The sequence below is a fragment of the Pseudomonas sp. NFACC32-1 genome (assembly GCF_900101215.1).
GTDB lineage: Bacteria > Pseudomonadota > Gammaproteobacteria > Pseudomonadales > Pseudomonadaceae > Aquipseudomonas.
The window spans coordinates 119750-136111 of sequence record NZ_FMUL01000004.1 but is presented as its reverse complement, the minus strand read 5'-3'; the positions used below and the strand labels follow the sequence as shown (position 1 = coordinate 136111).

At 61.6% G+C, this 16362-nt stretch carries 18 protein-coding genes; 8 read left to right on the top strand and 10 right to left on the bottom strand.

All coding sequences use genetic code 11. From position 1 onward, the window contains the following. Both BLP99_RS08555 and BLP99_RS08550 read left to right on the top strand, forming a co-directional pair. Complete coding sequence (locus BLP99_RS08555; RefSeq protein WP_092180158.1) at window positions 1–2106, top strand: TonB-dependent siderophore receptor; 2106 nt, start codon at window positions 1–3, stop codon at window positions 2104–2106. A gap of 13 nt (window positions 2107–2119) precedes the next feature. Then, complete coding sequence (locus tag BLP99_RS08550; RefSeq protein WP_092180156.1) at window positions 2120–2839, top strand: DUF4198 domain-containing protein; 720 nt, start codon at window positions 2120–2122, stop codon at window positions 2837–2839. A gap of 84 nt (window positions 2840–2923) precedes the next feature. Here BLP99_RS08550 and hisC read toward each other — a convergent pair whose 3' ends face one another. From hisC to BLP99_RS08500, 10 genes are all read right to left on the bottom strand, one after another. Beyond that, window positions 2924–3976: a histidinol-phosphate transaminase gene (gene hisC, locus BLP99_RS08545; protein ID WP_072388357.1), complete on the bottom strand. Its 1053-nt coding sequence runs from the start codon at window positions 3974–3976 to the stop codon at window positions 2924–2926. A 2-nt stretch (window positions 3977–3978) separates the two neighbouring features. After that, window positions 3979–5316, bottom strand: a complete 1338-nt coding sequence (hisD, locus tag BLP99_RS08540) for a histidinol dehydrogenase (RefSeq protein WP_072388359.1) — start codon at window positions 5314–5316, stop codon at window positions 3979–3981. Window positions 5317–5439: 123 nt separating this feature from the next. Next, a complete protein-coding gene (gene hisG, locus BLP99_RS08535; protein WP_047228656.1) occupies window positions 5440–6075 on the bottom strand; it encodes an ATP phosphoribosyltransferase in 636 nt (211 codons plus the stop codon). A gap of 255 nt (window positions 6076–6330) precedes the next feature. Further along, window positions 6331–7596 carry a UDP-N-acetylglucosamine 1-carboxyvinyltransferase gene (gene murA / locus BLP99_RS08530; RefSeq protein WP_076405551.1) on the bottom strand — a complete coding sequence of 422 codons (1266 nt, stop codon included), beginning with the start codon at window positions 7594–7596 and terminating at the stop codon, window positions 6331–6333. A gap of 26 nt (window positions 7597–7622) precedes the next feature. Further along, on the bottom strand, window positions 7623–7862 hold the full coding sequence (locus tag BLP99_RS08525; protein ID WP_072388365.1) for a BolA family protein: 240 nt from the start codon (window positions 7860–7862) through the stop codon (window positions 7623–7625). Between the two features lie 116 nt (window positions 7863–7978). Continuing rightward, window positions 7979–8284 (bottom strand): STAS domain-containing protein, encoded by a 306-nt coding sequence (locus BLP99_RS08520; protein ID WP_072388751.1) that lies wholly within the window; start codon window positions 8282–8284, stop codon window positions 7979–7981. An 8-nt stretch (window positions 8285–8292) separates the two neighbouring features. After that, a complete protein-coding gene (locus BLP99_RS08515; protein ID WP_072388367.1) occupies window positions 8293–8946 on the bottom strand; it encodes an MlaC/ttg2D family ABC transporter substrate-binding protein in 654 nt (217 codons plus the stop codon). A gap of 10 nt (window positions 8947–8956) precedes the next feature. Next, window positions 8957–9424, bottom strand: a complete 468-nt coding sequence (mlaD, locus tag BLP99_RS08510; protein ID WP_072388369.1) for an outer membrane lipid asymmetry maintenance protein MlaD — start codon at window positions 9422–9424, stop codon at window positions 8957–8959. Continuing rightward, window positions 9424–10221, bottom strand: a complete 798-nt coding sequence (mlaE, locus tag BLP99_RS08505) for a lipid asymmetry maintenance ABC transporter permease subunit MlaE (RefSeq protein ID WP_072388371.1) — start codon at window positions 10219–10221, stop codon at window positions 9424–9426. Before mlaE ends, mlaD begins: the two co-directional genes overlap by 1 nt. Beyond that, window positions 10221–11030 carry an ATP-binding cassette domain-containing protein gene (locus BLP99_RS08500; RefSeq protein WP_072388373.1) on the bottom strand — a complete coding sequence of 270 codons (810 nt, stop codon included), beginning with the start codon at window positions 11028–11030 and terminating at the stop codon, window positions 10221–10223. Before BLP99_RS08500 ends, mlaE begins: the two co-directional genes overlap by 1 nt. A 276-nt stretch (window positions 11031–11306) precedes the next feature. Here BLP99_RS08500 and BLP99_RS08495 point away from each other — a divergent pair, with 276 nt between their 5' ends. The 6 genes from BLP99_RS08495 to BLP99_RS08470 all read left to right on the top strand — a co-directional run bounded on the left by BLP99_RS08495 (window position 11307) and on the right by BLP99_RS08470 (window position 16291). After that, window positions 11307–12281, top strand: coding sequence for a KpsF/GutQ family sugar-phosphate isomerase (locus BLP99_RS08495; protein ID WP_072388375.1), 975 nt, complete (start codon window positions 11307–11309; stop codon window positions 12279–12281). Then, window positions 12281–12805: a KdsC family phosphatase gene (locus BLP99_RS08490; RefSeq protein WP_072388377.1), complete on the top strand. Its 525-nt coding sequence runs from the start codon at window positions 12281–12283 to the stop codon at window positions 12803–12805. The genes BLP99_RS08495 and BLP99_RS08490 overlap by 1 nt, the downstream gene beginning before the upstream one ends. A gap of 7 nt (window positions 12806–12812) precedes the next feature. Beyond that, window positions 12813–13382 (top strand): LPS export ABC transporter periplasmic protein LptC, encoded by a 570-nt coding sequence (gene lptC / locus BLP99_RS08485; RefSeq protein WP_072388379.1) that lies wholly within the window; start codon window positions 12813–12815, stop codon window positions 13380–13382. Further along, window positions 13369–13914, top strand: a complete 546-nt coding sequence (lptA, locus tag BLP99_RS08480; protein WP_072388381.1) for a lipopolysaccharide transport periplasmic protein LptA — start codon at window positions 13369–13371, stop codon at window positions 13912–13914. Before lptC ends, lptA begins: the two co-directional genes overlap by 14 nt. Next, complete coding sequence (gene lptB, locus BLP99_RS08475; protein WP_072388383.1) at window positions 13914–14639, top strand: LPS export ABC transporter ATP-binding protein; 726 nt, start codon at window positions 13914–13916, stop codon at window positions 14637–14639. Before lptA ends, lptB begins: the two co-directional genes overlap by 1 nt. Before the next feature lie 155 nt (window positions 14640–14794). Then, on the top strand, window positions 14795–16291 hold the full coding sequence (locus BLP99_RS08470; RefSeq protein ID WP_072388385.1) for an RNA polymerase factor sigma-54: 1497 nt from the start codon (window positions 14795–14797) through the stop codon (window positions 16289–16291). Window positions 16292–16362 lie beyond the last annotated feature (71 nt).

Genomic DNA, 16362 nt, shown 5'->3' with positions numbered 1-16362 from the left:
ATGCCATCCTTGAAACGGCTCTCCCTCGCCAGCCTGGCCCTGGGTCTGCTGGGCGACCCGGCCTTCGCCGAAGAAGTGCAACCGGTGGAACTGGACGCCATCAGCGTGAGATCCGATTACGAATCCCCCACCGGGCCCGTGGCCGGCTATCGAGCGACCCGCTCTGCCAGTGCGACCAAGACCGACACGGCCCTGAGGGATATCCCGCAATCGATCAGTGTGATCCCCGCCAGCGTACTCAAGGATCTGGGCAGCACTGAGGTTGAACGGGCACTGGAGTTCGCTGGTGGGGTATCGAAACAGAACAATTTCGGCGGGTTGACGCTATACGAGTACAGCGTGCGCGGGTTCACGACGTCGGAATTCTACAAGGACGGCTTCAGCGCCAACCGCGGCTATCCGAGCACGCCGGATACGGCCAACATCGAACGCATCGAGGTGCTCAAAGGCCCGGCCGCCAGCCTGTACGGCCGAGGCGATCCGGGTGGCACGGTGAACATCGTCACCAAAAAACCCCAGCCCGATGCCTTTACCACCCTTCAGACAAGCGCCGGCAGTTGGGATCGCTACCGCACGGCCCTGGACGTCAACACGCCCCTGGATGCCGAAGGCAACCTGTTGTCGCGAGTCAATCTGGCGGTGGAAGACAACCACAGCTTTCGCGACCACGTCGACAGCCAGCGTGTTTTCGTCGCGCCTTCCATCAGCTGGCAGCTGAACCCAGATACGCGGCTGTTGCTGGAAAGCGAAATCGTGCGCCACAGCTCGACGTTCGACCGCGGCATCGTCGCCCCGAACAACCGCTGGAGCGGAGTTTCCCGTTCCACGTTCCTGGGCGAACCCGACGATGGCGACATCGACAACCACAACAACATGCTCCAGGCCGCGCTCGAACATCAGCTCAACGACGCCTGGCAACTGCGCCTGGCCAGCCATTACAAGCAGGGCGAACTCTGGGGGTTCGCCTCCGAAGCGCGCCCGTTGAACGCCGACGGGCGTACTGTCAACCGTCGTTACCGCGAGCGGGACAACGATTGGCATGACAGCATCACCCAGCTGGAACTGCGCGGCCTGTTCGACCTCGGTCCCTGGCAGCACGAACTGTTGATCGGCAGTGAATATGAGGACTACCGCAAGAACGAGCGCGTGACCACCATCACTGGCGGTCCCTACCCCATCGACATCTATCAGCCGATCTACGGCCAGCCAAAACCCGACGGCCTGCGTACCGGCACGGACTTCTTCGAGCATGTGCAAAGCCGTGCGCTGAACCTTCAGGACCAGATCGTCTTCACCGACAAGCTGCGAGGCATGCTGGGCGTACGTTACGAGCACTTCGAACAGAGCATCGACGATCACACCCGCAACGCCACCGACCGCCAACGTCACGAGGCCCTGACGCAACGCGCCGGCCTGCTGTATCAGCTGACGCCCGAAGTCGGGCTGTTCGCCAACGCATCCACCTCGTTCAAGCCCAACAACGGCCTGGATGCCACCGGCAAGTCCTTCGATCCGGAAGAAGGCGTGGGCTACGAAATCGGAATCAAGAGCGAGCTCTTCGACGATCGCCTGAGCAGCACCCTGGCGGCATTCCATATAGAGAAGGAAAACGTCCTCGCACTGGACCCGGCTACCGACACCAACCGGGCCATGGGCAAGGCCCGCAGCCAGGGGCTGGATCTGCAGGTGACCGGACAGGTGACCGATGCCGTACGGGTGATCGGCGCCTTCGCCTACATCGATGCGCAAGTGACCCAGGGGGACAAGGCCATTCCCACGGGCAGCCGGATCCTGGGCGTTGCAAAGCACAGCGGCAGCCTGTTGGGGGTATATGAATTCCAGGACGGCCGCCTGCGTGGTTCGGATGTCGGCGCGGCGCTGACCTACGTTGGGGATCGTTCCGGACAGGCCGGCAGCGATTTCGAATTGCCGGCGTACCACACCGTGGACCTGCTGGCGCATTACAAGGCCAGCGACAACGTCACCCTGGGCCTGAACCTGAATAACGTCCTCGACGAAAAATACTACGAACGCTCCTACAGCAATTACTGGGTCACCCCCGGCGACCCGCGCAATTTCACCGTCAATCTCACTCTTGATCTATAAAAAGGAAAAACCCATGAAATGCCCCAAGACAGTCGCCCTTCTCGGCTTGCTCCTGGCGACTCAAGCCTCGGCCCATGGCCTGTGGACCGAACAGCGGCGTGGCAACATCGAAGTGATCTATGGTCACGGTGCCGAAGATAATGCGTTCAAGGCGCAGAAAGTCAGCGGTGCCTGGGCCTATGACCTGGGTGGCAAGATGATTCCGGTGACCGTGGAACGCCTCCCGGACCACGCCCGCCTGCAACCACTCAAGCCGCCCGCCGTGCTGGCAGTGGCGCTGGATAACGGCATGTGGTCCCAGACCGCCGACAAGAAGTGGATCAACGAAGGCCGCAGCAAGGTGCCAGGGGCAATCGAGTCGACCCACACGTTCAAATACAGCCTGGCGATCAACGAACCCGGGGCCAGGCTGCCGAAGCTCGACGAGATAAAGTTCGTGATTCGCCCGCAAGTCGACCCGCTGACCGTAGGGCCGGGCCAGTCGTTGCCGGTCCAGGTACTGCTGGACGGCAAGCCGGCGGCAGGCGTGAAGCTGGTGGGGGACTATCGCAGCGCACCGGACACCGTCTCGGCTGAAACCGATGCCGATGGCCGGGCCAAGGTCGTGGTGCGCAATGAAGGGTTGAATGTGATCGCCGCGCAGATGGAAATGGCCCTTAAGGACAACAAGGACGTGGCCACCCGAGGCGTATTCACCTCACTGACCTTCGTCGGCGAGCCGCATCACGATTAACACGCCGGGCACAGTCAGTCGCATGGATGCCGACTGACTGAGTCATCGCGAACAGGTTCGCTCCCACAGGTTCAGCGCCAGGCTTCAGAGTTCGCCGAGGGCTTCCACCAGCGCCTGGTTCTGTTCCGGCGTGCCGATGCTGATCCGCAGGAACTGGGCAATGCGTTCCTGCTTGAAGTGCCGCACGATCACGCCCTGTTCCCGCAGTTTCGCCGCCAGCCCCGCCGCATCGTGCCGTGGGTGGCGAGCGAAGATGAAGTTGGCGGCCGAAGGCAGGACTTCGAACCCCTTGCCCTGCAGTTGCGCCACCACCCACTCCCGATGCTCGATGACCAGCCGACAGGTCCGGTCGAAGTACTCCCGGTCGTCGAACGCCGCCGCGCCGCCGACGTTCGCCAGGCGATCGATGGGGTAGGAGTTGAAGCTGTTCTTGATCCGTTCCAGCGCTTCGATCAGGTCAGGGTGACCCACCGCCAGGCCCACCCGCAGCCCGGCCAGCGAGCGAGACTTGGACAGTGTCTGGGTGACCAGCAGGTTCGGGTAACGACCCACCAGGCTGATGGCCGTCTGGCCGCCGAAATCGATATAGGCTTCGTCGACCACCACCACCGACCCCGGGTTGGCCTGGAGAATCCCCTCGACCGCCTCCAGCGCCAGCAGGCAGCCGGTCGGCGCATTCGGGTTGGGGAAGATGATCCCGCCATTCGGCCTGGCATAGTCGGCCGGGTCGATCCGGAACTGCTCATCCAGAGGCACGGCCTCGAACCGGATGCCATACAACCCGCAATACACCGGGTAGAAGCTGTAGCTGATGTCCGGGAACAGCAGCGGCAGGTCGTGCTGCAGCAGGCCATGGAAAATGTGCGCCAGCACTTCGTCCGAACCGTTGCCCAGGAATACCTGGTTGGTCTGCACGCCGTAGTATCGGGCCACGGCGCCTTTGAGCAGGTCGCTGTTGGGATCCGGGTACAGGCGCAGGCTGTCGTTCAGTTCGGACTGCATCGCCGCCAGGGCCTTGGGCGACGGGCCGTAAGGGTTTTCGTTGGTGTTGAGCTTGACCAGACGGGTCAGCTTCGGCTGCTCGCCCGGGACGTAGGGGACCAGGTCCTTGACGAACGGGCTCCAGAATTTACTCATGTTCAGTTCCCCTGCCCGTCAATGGAAGGCTCGTCAAGGATGCGATATTCGGCACTGCGGGCGTGGGCGCTCAGGGATTCGCCACGGGCCAGCACGGAAGCGGTCTTGCCCAGTTCGGACGCCCCCTGCTCGGAGCAGAAGATGATCGACGAACGTTTCTGGAAGTCGTATACCCCCAGCGGCGACGAGAAACGCGCCGTGCCGGAGGTAGGCAATACGTGATTGGGACCGGCGCAATAGTCGCCCAGCGCCTCGCTGGTGTGGCGTCCCATGAAGATCGCCCCGGCGTGACGGATCTGCGGCAGCCAGGCCTGCGGATCGGCGACCGACAGCTCAAGGTGCTCCGGCGCGATGCGGTTGGCGACCTCGATGGCCTGCTCCATGTCACTGACCTTGATCAGCGCACCACGGCCGTTGATCGACGTATTGATGATCTCGGCGCGGTCCATGGTCGGCAGTAGCTTGTCGATGCTGGCGGCGACCCTGTCGAGGAATTCGGCATCCGGGCTGACCAGGATCGCCTGGGCGTCTTCATCGTGCTCGGCCTGGGAGAACAGGTCCATGGCGATCCAGTCCGGATCGGTCTGGCCGTCACATACCACCAGGATCTCCGAAGGACCGGCGATCATGTCGATGCCGACCTGGCCGAACACATGACGCTTGGCGGTGGCCACGTAGATGTTGCCCGGCCCGACCACCTTGTCGACCCTCGGCACGCTTTCGGTGCCATAGGCCAGGGCGGCCACGGCCTGGGCGCCGCCAATGGTGAACACCCGGTCCACCCCGGCGATACAGGCGGCGGCCAGCACCAGTTCATTGATTTCGCCCCGCGGGGTCGGCACGACCATCACCACTTCGGCAACGCCGGCGACCTTGGCCGGAATGGCGTTCATCAATACCGAAGACGGGTAGGACGCCTTGCCTCCCGGCACGTACAGGCCGGCGCGGTCCAGCGGCGTGACTTTCTGGCCCAGCACCGTACCGTCGGCCTCGGTGTAGCTCCAGGAGTCCTGTTTTTGCCGCTCGTGATAGCTGCGCACCCGGGAAGCAGCCTTTTCCAGGGCTTCGCGCTGGGGCACGGTGATGCGGGTCAGGGCCAGTTCCAGGCGCTCGCGCGGCAGGATCAGGTCGGCCATGGACGCCGCTTGCAGGCCATCGAATGCCTGGGTGAATTCCACCAGGGCAGCATCGCCACGCTCGCGAACGGCCTTGATGATATCCAGCACCCGCTGATTGACCGAGTCGTCAGACACACTTTCCCAGCTCAGCAGATGATCCAGATGATGCGCAAAATCCGGGTCGGCAGCGTTGAGTCGGCGAATCGAGGTGGGAGCGGTCATAGCGAGGGCCTCATAAAATGGCAAATGCTCAGGCGCCCTAAGCTACCAGTCCATTCGCGTGGGCACCTGAGAAAATTGGCTATGACGCGGATAGACGGGCGCGACCGAGGCCGCGCGGGTGAATCAGCCGCGGTGTCGCGATTCCACTGCCTTGCGCAGGGTATCGATCAAGGCCTGGATACGGGCGTGCTGCATTTTCATCGATGCCTTGTTGACGATCAGCCGAGAGGTGATGTCCGCGATGAAATCCTGGGGCTCCAGGCCGTTGGCCCGCAAGGTGTTGCCGGTGTCGACCACGTCGATGATCTTGTCCGCCAGACCGATCAGCGGCGCCAGCTCCATCGAACCGTACAGTTTGATGATATCGACCTGACGGCCCTGCTCGGCGTAATAACGCTTGGCAATGTTGACGAACTTGGTCGCCACCCGCAGGCGCCCCTTGGGCTCTGGTGCCCCGACCTTGCCGGCGGTCATCAGCTTGCAGCGGGCGATTCGCAGGTCAAGGGGTTCGTAGAGGCCCTGGCCACCGTATTCCATCAGCACGTCCTTGCCGGCGACCCCCAGGTCGGCGGCGCCATGCTCCACATAGGTCGGCACGTCGGTGGCACGCACGATCAGCAAGCGCACGTCGGCCTGGGTCGTGGGGATGATCAGCTTGCGGCTCTTGTCCGGATTCTCGGTCGGCACGATGCCCGCTTCAGCCAGAAGCGGCAAGGTGTCGTCAAGGATGCGGCCCTTGGACAGTGCGATGGTCAACATGGAAACGTCAGTCCTTATCAAGGTACTCATGCCCGGTCGCAAGCGGCGCCGGACACACATCGAGGGTGCAAACACCCTCGACCTGAAACGAAATCAACGGACACATCCTTGTGCCCACGCAAAGTGCCTGCGCGACGATCATACTGCGTTGAAAACAGGCTCGGATGCTCATTGACAACCAGTCAAGTCGGGCGCGCGCCCGGCCGTTCCTCGCCTGTTTTCGCCTTGCCTGATCGCTCCGCAGTCACTTTCCAATTAGCCCGGCACGCGGCGGATCTTGGCGCCCAGCATCTGCAGCTTCTCTTCGATGCATTCGTAGCCACGGTCGATGTGGTAGATGCGATCGATCAGGGTATCGCCTTCGGCGACCAGGGCCGAGATGACCAGGCTGGCCGAGGCCCGCAGGTCGGTGGCCATCACTGGTGCACCCTTGAGTTTCTCGGTGCCGGTCACGATGGCGGTGTTGCCTTCGACCTGGATCTTGGCGCCCATGCGGTGCAGTTCATAGACGTGCATGAAGCGGTTCTCGAAGATCGTCTCGATCACCGCGCCCGTGCCTTCGGCAATCGCGTTGAGGGAGATGAACTGCGCCTGCATGTCGGTCGGGAACGCCGGGTATGGAGCGGTCCGCACGTTGACAGCCCTGGGCCGCTTGCCGTGCATGTTCACCTCGATCCAGTCTTCGCCGCAAGTGACTTCGGCGCCGGCTTCCTTGAGCTTCTCAAGGACGGCCTCGAGGATGGTCGGATCAGTGTCCTTGACCTTGACGCGGCCACCGGTGACCGCAGCGGCCACCAGGTAGGTGCCGGTTTCGATCCGGTCCGGCATCACTTTGTAGGTCGCCGAGTGCAGGCGCTCGACACCATCGATGGTGATGGTATCGGTGCCGGCACCGCTGATCTTCGCGCCCATGGCGATCAGGAAGTTCGCCAGGTCCACTACTTCGGGCTCGCGGGCGGCGTTTTGCAGCACGCTGCGACCACGGGCCAGCGCGGCAGCCATCATGATGTTCTCGGTACCGGTCACGCTGACGGTGTCGAAGAAGAAGTGCGCACCGCGCAAGCCACCTTCAGGTGCCTTGGCCTTGATGTAGCCGCCTTCGACGTCGATGACCGCGCCCATGGCTTCCAGGCCACGGATGTGCAGGTCCACAGGACGCGAGCCGATGGCGCAGCCACCCGGCAGGGCGACTTCGGCTTCGCCGAAGCGGGCGACCATCGGGCCCAGCACCAGGATCGAGGCCCGCATGGTCTTGACCAGCTCATACGGGGCGACCAGGGTCTTGATGGTGCGCGGATCGATCTCGACGCTGAGTTTCTCGTCGATGACAGGCTCGATGCCCATGCGGCCGAACAGCTCGATCATCGTGGTGATGTCGTGCAGGTGCGGCAGGTTGGCCACGGTCACCGGGCCATCGCACAGCAGGGTCGCGGCCAGGATCGGCAGGGCGGAGTTCTTTGCCCCGGAAATACGGATTTCGCCATCGAGACGAACGCCGCCGGTAATAATCAGTTTATCCATTAAGAAGAATCTCGAGGCCCGTGGGCTCAGGTGCGATCGGCCCAGGCCGCGCTGCTGAAAAATTTCATCGTGACCGCGTGGATGCTGCCATCGGCGATCCATGGGTTCAAATGGGCATAGATGCTCTGCTGGCGCTTCACCGGGGTCAACGCCGCCAGTTCATCGCTGATAACGTTCAACTGGAAGTTGCAGCCTTCGCCTTCCACTTCCACCTGCGTACCTGGCAGCTTTCCCTCAAGAAAGTGCTTCACTTCGTAAGCCTGCATGCTCAACCTCAATCGGCGCCCAGTGCGCGCGGGTCGCACATCATACAAAAAAAGCCCCGCGCCTGCGAACCCCGCGAAGCCGGACTCTGACGGGGGGCTTGTTTCCAGGGTGTGTCTCAGGAATGTACCAGCAACTCGGTCAGTTCGCTGACCTGGGCGATCTCACGCATGTCATCGGGCATGCCACGGATGCTCCAGGCCTTGCCGGCCGCCTGGGCGTCCCGCATGAAGCACAGCAGCAGGGACAGCCCGACGCTGCTGGACTTGTGCACCGCCGAGCAGTCGAAGACCAGTTCGGTGGCGCTGGCGGACTTGATCAGCGCCTGGCCCTGCTTGCGCAGGGCCGGGCCGGTGCGGTAATCCAGCACGCCGCTGAGCAGCAATTCACCACCCTCGCCCAGACGGACGGCCGACTCGCTCACCGTCTCGTTCATTGTTCCTGCTTCTCTTTGGCTTCTTCGGCCACTTCCTTGGCCTTGGCGACTTCACCGGCCCAGCCGTTGATGGTCTTGTCCAGGTCGTTGCCATTGCGCTGCATCGCGTCGGCGAACTGATCGCGGAACAGCTTGCCGATATTGATGCCGTTGATGATCACGTTACGCACCTTCCACTCGCCGTTCAGCTTCTCGAGCGTATAGGACACCGGGTAGATCGCACCGTTGTTGCCCTTGACCTGCATGTCGACGCTGGTACGGGTGCCGCTTTCGTCCTTGGCCGGCGAAACGGTGATGCCCTGGTTGTTGTATTCGAGCAGCGCGTTGCCATAGAACTGCATCAGGCTGCGCTTGAAGTTTTCCTGGAAGCGGGACATCTGCTCCGGGGACGCCTTGCGCGAGTACTTGACGGTCATGATGCTGCGGGAGATACCGTCGGCGTCCACCACGGGACCGACGATGCCATTGAGCGCGTCATAGAAGGCGCCAGGGTCCTGCTTGTATTTTTCCTTGTTGGCCGAAAGGTCGGCCAGCAACCGGTTCGTGGTGTCCTGGATGATGTCGTGCGCCGAAGGCGCCGCCACGGCATTGGCCATCAACGGCAAGGCCGCCAGCAGGACCAACAGGGTGCGTCGCAGGATGGAAATCATCGAAAGCTCCTTATTTGGCTTCTTTGCTAACGGTATTGAGCAGGAATTTCCCGATAAGATCCTCAAGCACCAACGATGATTGCGTATCGTGGATGGTGCCACCGTCCTTGAGCAGGGTTTCTTCCCCGCCCACGCTGATACCGATGTATTTCTCGCCCAGCAGGCCGGCAGTGAGGATCGATGCAGTGGAGTCGGTCGGCAGGTTGTCCACCCGCTTCTCCAGTTGCAGGGTCACCCGGCCGGTGAACGTGTCGCGATCCAGATCGATTGCCGTGACCTTGCCGATGGTCACACCGGCCATGGTCACTTTGGCTCTGACCGTCAAACCGGCGATATTGTCGAAATAAGCATAGAGTTTATAGGTATCGGTGTTGGCGGTCGGCGCCAGGCCACTGACCCGCAAGGCCAGCAGCAGCAAAGCCAGGATGCCAGCCAGCAGGAAAAGGCCGACACCGATTTCCAGGGTGCGGTTTTGCATCAGAAATCTCCAAACATCAAGGCGGTCAGAATAAAGTCAAGGCCCAGGACGGCCAGCGAGGCGTACACCACGGTCTTGGTTGTGGCACGGCTGATCCCCTCTGACGTGGGCTCACAGTCATAGCCTTGAAACACGGCGATCCAGGTCACCACGAAAGCGAACACCGCGCTCTTGATGATGCCGTTGAGCACGTCATCGAGAAAATCGACGCTGTTCTGCATATTGGACCAGTAGGAACCTTCATAGACCCCCAGCCAGTCGACGGCGACCCAGGAGCCACCCCAGATCCCGACGACGCTGAAGATCATCGCCAGCACCGGCAGGGAAATGAATCCGGCCCACAGGCGTGGGGCGATAATGTACTTGAGCGGGTCGACACCGATCATTTCCAGGCTGGACAGTTGCTCGGTGGACTTCATGTTGCCGATCTCGGCCGTCAGCGCCGAACCCGCGCGCCCGGCGAACAGCAGCGCGGTGACCACGGGGCCGAGCTCGCGCAGCAGCGTCAGGGAAACCATCTGCCCCACCGCCTGCTCCGAACCATAGCTGGACAGGATATTGAAGCCCTGCAGCGCCAGCACCATGCCGATGAAGATCCCGGAGACCACGATGATCACCAGGGACATCACGCCTACCGAATGCAATTGCTTGACCAGCAGGCCAAAACCACCGCCTGTCGAGTTGCGCCCGAACAAGGCATGGACCAGGAACAGCGTCGAGCGGCCCAGCACCGCCAGTACGTCGATGCCGGAGCGCCCGAACAGGCGAATTCTTTCTATCAGCGATTTCTTGCGCATCAGCGCTTCCCCAGCAGATCGGTACGGTAATCCGTGGCCGGAAAATGGAACGCCACCGGGCCGTCCGCATCACCCTTCATGAATTGGCGAATGCGCGGGTTGTCCGAGGCCTTGAGTTCCTGGGGCGTGCCCTGCCCCAGGACCTGGCCATCACCGATCACATAGATGTAGTCCGCGATACTGGCGGTTTCGGCCAGATCGTGGGAGACCACGATACTGGTGATACCCAGCGCATCGTTGAGCAGGCGGATCAGCCGTACCAGCACGCCCATGGCGATGGGGTCCTGGCCGACGAAGGGCTCGTCATACATGAGGATCTTCGGGTCGAGGGCAATCGCCCGCGCCAGTGCCACACGGCGCTTCATGCCGCCGGACAGCTCGTCCGGCATCAGATCGATGGCCCCCCGCAGCCCGACCGCCTGCAACTTGAGCAGCACGATGTCGCGGATCATCTCTTCTGGCAGGTCGGTATGGACCCGCAGCGGGAATGCCACGTTCTCGAACACATCCAGATCGGTGAACAATGCGCCGCTCTGGAACAGCACGCCCATGTGCTTGCGCGCATCGAACAGGTCGCTGCGCGAAAGCTTCGGAATATTCTGGCCATTGACCCAGACTTCGCCGGCACTGGGGCGCAGCTGGGCTCCCATCAGGCGCAGCAACGTGGTCTTGCCGCACCCGGAAGGCCCCATGATGCCGGTTACCTTGCCGCGCGGGATACGAATATCGATATCATTGAAAATGCTGCGCGTCCCTCGCTTGAAGGACAGCCCCTTCAGCTCGACCGCGTAGGCGTTGTCGGCACTCATCTAAACTCCTTGCGATGCAGCCTCACATCCGGATGCCCTGGCCAGCCGGCCAGATGTCGGTACTGCCGGGCATTCGAATCGGCGGCGAACTATAGCACTGCAACACCCAAGCGCCCAAGGGTTACCCCCCTGCGGTTAAGCGTGGATTAAGGTAGAAGCCCCAGGTTTATGACAAACCTGGCGAGGTCTTCGCATAAAGCGTGACGAACTAGCGTGAGTGAATTGTTCATTGCCGCTATAATCGCCGCCTTTTCATCGGGCTATACGATTTCTGACATGAGCCAATCCAGCGACCTGATTCAATCGGCACAACGTACCATCCGCCTCGAGCTCGAAGCCGTGCAAGGCTTGCTGCCCCATATCGACGCTGATTTCGTACGCGCCTGCGAGATGATTCTGGCCAGCAAGGGCCGCGTCGTCGTGGTCGGCATGGGCAAGTCCGGACATATCGGCAACAAGATCGCCGCCACCCTGGCCAGCACCGGCACCACGGCATTTTTCGTCCACCCGGCCGAGGCCAGCCACGGCGACATGGGCATGATCACCCGGGACGATGTCATCCTGGCCCTGTCCAACTCGGGCTCGACCAATGAAATCCTCACGCTGTTGCCGCTGATCAAGCGCCTTGGCATCCAGATGATCAGCATCACCGGCAATCCGGCTTCGCCCCTGGCCAAGGCCGCCGAGGTGAACCTCAACGTGCATGTCGAGCACGAAGCCTGCCCGTTGAACCTTGCCCCGACCTCCTCCACCACCGCGGCGCTGGTCATGGGTGACGCCCTGGCCGTGGCCTTGCTGGAGGCCAGGGGCTTCACCGCCGAGGATTTCGCGTTCTCCCATCCCGGCGGCGCCCTGGGCCGTCGCCTGTTGCTGAAAGTCGAAAACGTGATGCACGCCGGGGAAGAGCTGCCTCGAGTCCAGCGCGGTACGCTCCTCAAGGACGCTCTCATGGAAATGACCCGCAAAGGGCTTGGCATGACGGTGATTCTCGAAGCCGACGGCAAGCTCGCCGGAGTCTTCACTGACGGCGACCTGCGCCGCACCCTTGACCGCGCCATCGACATCCGCAATGCCACTATCGATGAGGTCATGACCCTCCACGGCAAGACGGCCCGCGCCGACATGCTCGCCGCCGAAGCCTTGAAAATCATGGAAGACCACAGGATCAATGCACTGGTGGTCGTGGATGACGAGGACCGCCCGATCGGCGCCTTCAATCTGTCCGACCTGCTGCGTGCCGGAGTAATGTAATGACGACCGACCTGCTGCAACGCGGTAAAGATATCAAGCTCGCCGTTTTCGACGTTGACGGCGTGCTCACCGATGGCCGCCTGTACTTCCTGGAAGATGGCAGCGAATTCAAGACCTTCAATACGCTCGACGGCCAAGGCATCAAGATGCTGATGGCCGCCGGCGTGCAGACCGCCATCATCAGTGGCCGCAAGACCCCGGTGGTCGAGCGACGCGCGAAGAACCTCGGCATCCCCCATCTATACCAGGGACGCGAGGACAAACTGGTGGTGCTGGACGAGCTTCTGGGCCAACTCAACCTAAGCTATGAACAGGTGGCCTACCTCGGTGACGACCTGCCGGACCTGCCGGTGATCCGTCGGGTCGGCCTGGGCATGGCGGTGGCCAACGCGGCCAGCTTCGTACGTGAGCATGCCCACGGCGTCACCACGGCACGGGGCGGCGAAGGCGCGGCCCGTGAATTCTGTGAACTGATCCTGCGCGCCCAGGGCCGCCTCGAAGCGGCCAACGCCGCGTACCTGTGAGCCATTTATGCTGAGCAAGAAGATTCGCACCATCGTGGTGTTCGGCTGTATCGCGGCGATTTTCGCGGCGGTGGGCTATTGGAACATCAGCCCGGAACGCTTCCTCGACCAGCCTGCGGCCCAGGTCGAGGAAAAGATCGACTGGTATGCGACCAACACGCACACCCTTCAGTACCTGCCCGATGGCAAGGTGCAATACGAAATGACGGCCGACAAGGTCGATCACGTCAAGGCCACCGACATCACGCTGGTGACCACGCCGGACCTGAACATGTTTCGTGGCACCGATTTCCCGTGGCATGTGCAAAGCAAGCGTGCCGAAGTCAATTCCGGCGGCACCGAAGTGGAGCTCATCGATTCGGTACGCGTGGCTCGCACCGATGAGAAGAACCGTACGACCATCATCACCAGCAGCCGGATGACAGTGTTCCCGCAGCAAGAATATGCGCAGACCGAGCAACCCGTTAGAATCGACGGCGCCGGCGGTGTGTCGACCGGCACTGGAATGAAAGCGTATCTGAAGGAAAGCAGGATACACCTGCTATCGAACGTAAGAGGACAGTATGAAGCTCGCTAAAACCCTCCCTATTTTGCTCAGTCTGGGCGCAGCACTGGGAAGCGCGAGCGCCTGGTCCCTCCCCAACGACCGCGATCAGCCTATCCGCATCCAGGCCGACGACGCCCAGCTGGACGACAAGAATGGCGTGGCCACCTACAAGGGTGACGTGATCATTACCCAGGGTTCGATGAAGGTGACCGGCAATACCGTGACCATCACCCGCACCCAGTCCGGGGATATCGACGTGGTGACCTCGGTGGGCAACCTGGCCTATTTCGAACAGCTGCAGACCGCGGGCGACACCAAGCCTGTCCAGGGCTACGGCGTGACCATCCAGTACCATGCCTCCCAGGACCGCGTCGTGCTGATCGACCGAGCCAAGGTCATCGACAAGGATGGCAACACCACCCAGGGCGAAAAGATCGTCTACGACACGAACAAGAAACTCGCCAGCGCGGGTCGCGCCACCGGTAACAAGGTGACCGAGCAGCGCCCACGGATCGACATGGTCATCCAGCCGAAAAAGAAAACCGAGCAGAAGGCCCAGTAATGGCAACTCTGAAAGCTCAGCACCTGGCCAAGAGCTACAAGGGCCGCCAGGTCGTGCGTGATGTCAGCCTGTCCATCGATAGCGGGCAGATCGTCGGCCTGCTTGGCCCCAACGGCGCAGGCAAGACCACCTGCTTCTACATGATCGTCGGCCTGGTCCAGGCCGATCAGGGCCGCGTACTGATCGACGACCTGGACGTCAGCCACCAGCCCATGCATGGTCGGGCGAAAGCCGGCATCGGCTATCTGCCGCAGGAAGCGTCGATCTTCCGCAAGCTGTCGGTCGCCGACAACATCATGGCGATCCTCGAGACCCGCAAGGACCTCGACAAGGCAGGCCGCCGCCAGGAGCTGGAGAGCCTGTTGCAGGAATTCCACATCAGCCACATCCGCGACAACCTGGGCATGAGCCTGTCCGGTGGCGAACGACGCCGGGTGGAAATCGCCCGCGCCCTGGCCACCTCACCGAAATTCATCCTGCTCGACGAACCGTTCGCCGGCGTAGACCCGATTTCGGTAGGCGACATCAAACAGATCATCCACCACCTCAAGGCCAAGGGGATCGGCGTACTGATCACCGACCACAACGTGCGCGAGACCCTGGACATCTGTGAAACCGCCTACATCGTCAATGATGGGCAGCTGATCGCCGAAGGCGACGCTACCACCATCCTGGCCAACGAACTGGTCAAGGAAGTGTATCTGGGTCATGAGTTCCGCTTGTAAGCACAAGGTGCCTGGCAAATTGGCCCGGCACCGCTAATTTTATTGCTAGGCAAACACTTCAGTTTCAGGCATATAATTTGCTTAAGGTTTGGCGCTCCGGCGCCATGTAGTGGATGGCGCATGTGCGCCGGCGAATAAGGTGTTAAGCCCCTGCCATGAAACCATCGCTAGTCTTGAGAATGGGCCAGCAGCTGACGATGACACCGCAGCTGCAACAGGCCATCCGCCTGCTCCAATTGTCGACCCTGGACCTGCAACAGGAAATCCAGGAGGCCCTGGAGTCCAATCCGATGCTCGAACGCCAGGAAGAAGGCGACGACTTCGATAACTCCGACCCACTGGCCGACAACGTCGAACAGAAAACCAGTACCGAGATCCAGGAACCGTCCTATCAGGAGGAGTCCGCCCCCACGGTGGATAACCTGGAGGATGGCGAATGGAACGAACGCATCCCCAACGACCTCCCCGTGGACACGGCCTGGGAAGATGTCTACCAGACCAGCGCCAGCAGCCTGCCCAGCAGCGATGACGACGAGTGGGACTTCACCACCCGTACGTCCGCCGGCGAGAGCCTGCAAAGCCATCTCTTGTGGCAGCTGAACCTGGCGCCGATGTCCGATACCGATCGCCTGATCGCGGTGACCCTGATCGACTGCATCAACAACCAGGGTTACCTGGACGAGACCCTCGAAGAAATCCTCGAGGCCTTCGACCCCGAGCTGGACATCGAGCTGGATGAGATCGAAGCCGTTCTGCATCGCATCCAGCAGTTCGAACCGGCCGGCATCGGCGCCCGCAACCTGGGCGAATGCCTGTTGCTGCAGCTGCGTCAGTTGCCCGCCAAGACCCCTTGGCTGGCCGAAGCCAAGCGACTGGTCAGCGACTACATCGACTTGCTGGGCGGCCGTGACTACAGCCAGTTGATGCGGCGCATGAAACTCAAGGAAGATGAACTGCGCCAGGTGATCGAACTGGTCCAGAGCCTGAACCCGCGTCCAGGCTCGCAGATCGAGGCTACCGAGCCAGAATACGTAGTCCCCGACGTGATCGTGCGCAAGCACAACGATCGCTGGCTGGTGGAGCTGAACCAGGAAGCGGTCCCCAAGCTGCGGGTCAATGCCCAGTACGCCGGATTCGTGAGGCGCGCCGACACCAGCGCCGACAACACCTTCATGCGCAACCAGTTGCAGGAGGCGCGCTGGTTCATCAAGAGCCTGCAGAGCCGCAACGAGACCCTGATGAAGGTTGCCACCCAGATCGTCGAACATCAGCGCGGTTTCCTGGACTACGGCGACGAAGCGATGAAGCCGTTGGTCCTGCATGACATCGCCGAGGCGGTGGGCATGCACGAATCGACGATTTCCCGGGTGACCACACAGAAATTCATGCATACCCCACGGGGTATCTATGAACTGAAATACTTTTTCTCCAGCCACGTCAGCACCTCCGAAGGCGGCGAATGCTCGTCCACGGCCATCCGCGCGATCATCAAGAAACTGGTGGCAGCGGAAAATCAGAAAAAGCCGTTGAGTGACAGCAAGATCGCTGGTTTACTGGAGGCACAAGGCATTCAGGTGGCCCGCCGTACCGTCGCTAAATACCGTGAATCCCTCGGGATCGCGCCTTCGAGCGAACGCAAGCGGTTGATGTAACAGGCCACGCCACAGCGTTCCAGTGGCAGGCATTTCTGCCTGCCGCTTTATGCACTGGCAACGAAGGAGAA

Coding starts and splice junctions, on each gene's coding strand:
- BLP99_RS08555 (WP_092180158.1), top strand. CDS start 1: ATGCCATCCTTGAAACGGCTCTCCCTCGCCAGCCTGGCCCTGGGTCTG.
- BLP99_RS08550 (WP_092180156.1), top strand. CDS start 2,120: ATGAAATGCCCCAAGACAGTCGCCCTTCTCGGCTTGCTCCTGGCGACT.
- hisC (WP_072388357.1), bottom strand. CDS start 3,976: ATGAGTAAATTCTGGAGCCCGTTCGTCAAGGACCTGGTCCCCTACGTC.
- hisD (WP_072388359.1), bottom strand. CDS start 5,316: ATGACCGCTCCCACCTCGATTCGCCGACTCAACGCTGCCGACCCGGAT.
- hisG (WP_047228656.1), bottom strand. CDS start 6,075: ATGTTGACCATCGCACTGTCCAAGGGCCGCATCCTTGACGACACCTTG.
- murA (WP_076405551.1), bottom strand. CDS start 7,596: ATGGATAAACTGATTATTACCGGCGGCGTTCGTCTCGATGGCGAAATC.
- BLP99_RS08525 (WP_072388365.1), bottom strand. CDS start 7,862: ATGCAGGCTTACGAAGTGAAGCACTTTCTTGAGGGAAAGCTGCCAGGT.
- BLP99_RS08515 (WP_072388367.1), bottom strand. CDS start 8,946: ATGATTTCCATCCTGCGACGCACCCTGTTGGTCCTGCTGGCGGCCTTG.
- mlaD (WP_072388369.1), bottom strand. CDS start 9,424: ATGCAAAACCGCACCCTGGAAATCGGTGTCGGCCTTTTCCTGCTGGCT.
- mlaE (WP_072388371.1), bottom strand. CDS start 10,221: ATGCGCAAGAAATCGCTGATAGAAAGAATTCGCCTGTTCGGGCGCTCC.
- BLP99_RS08500 (WP_072388373.1), bottom strand. CDS start 11,030: ATGAGTGCCGACAACGCCTACGCGGTCGAGCTGAAGGGGCTGTCCTTC.
- BLP99_RS08495 (WP_072388375.1), top strand. CDS start 11,307: ATGAGCCAATCCAGCGACCTGATTCAATCGGCACAACGTACCATCCGC.
- BLP99_RS08490 (WP_072388377.1), top strand. CDS start 12,281: ATGACGACCGACCTGCTGCAACGCGGTAAAGATATCAAGCTCGCCGTT.
- lptC (WP_072388379.1), top strand. CDS start 12,813: ATGCTGAGCAAGAAGATTCGCACCATCGTGGTGTTCGGCTGTATCGCG.
- lptA (WP_072388381.1), top strand. CDS start 13,369: ATGAAGCTCGCTAAAACCCTCCCTATTTTGCTCAGTCTGGGCGCAGCA.
- lptB (WP_072388383.1), top strand. CDS start 13,914: ATGGCAACTCTGAAAGCTCAGCACCTGGCCAAGAGCTACAAGGGCCGC.
- BLP99_RS08470 (WP_072388385.1), top strand. CDS start 14,795: ATGAAACCATCGCTAGTCTTGAGAATGGGCCAGCAGCTGACGATGACA.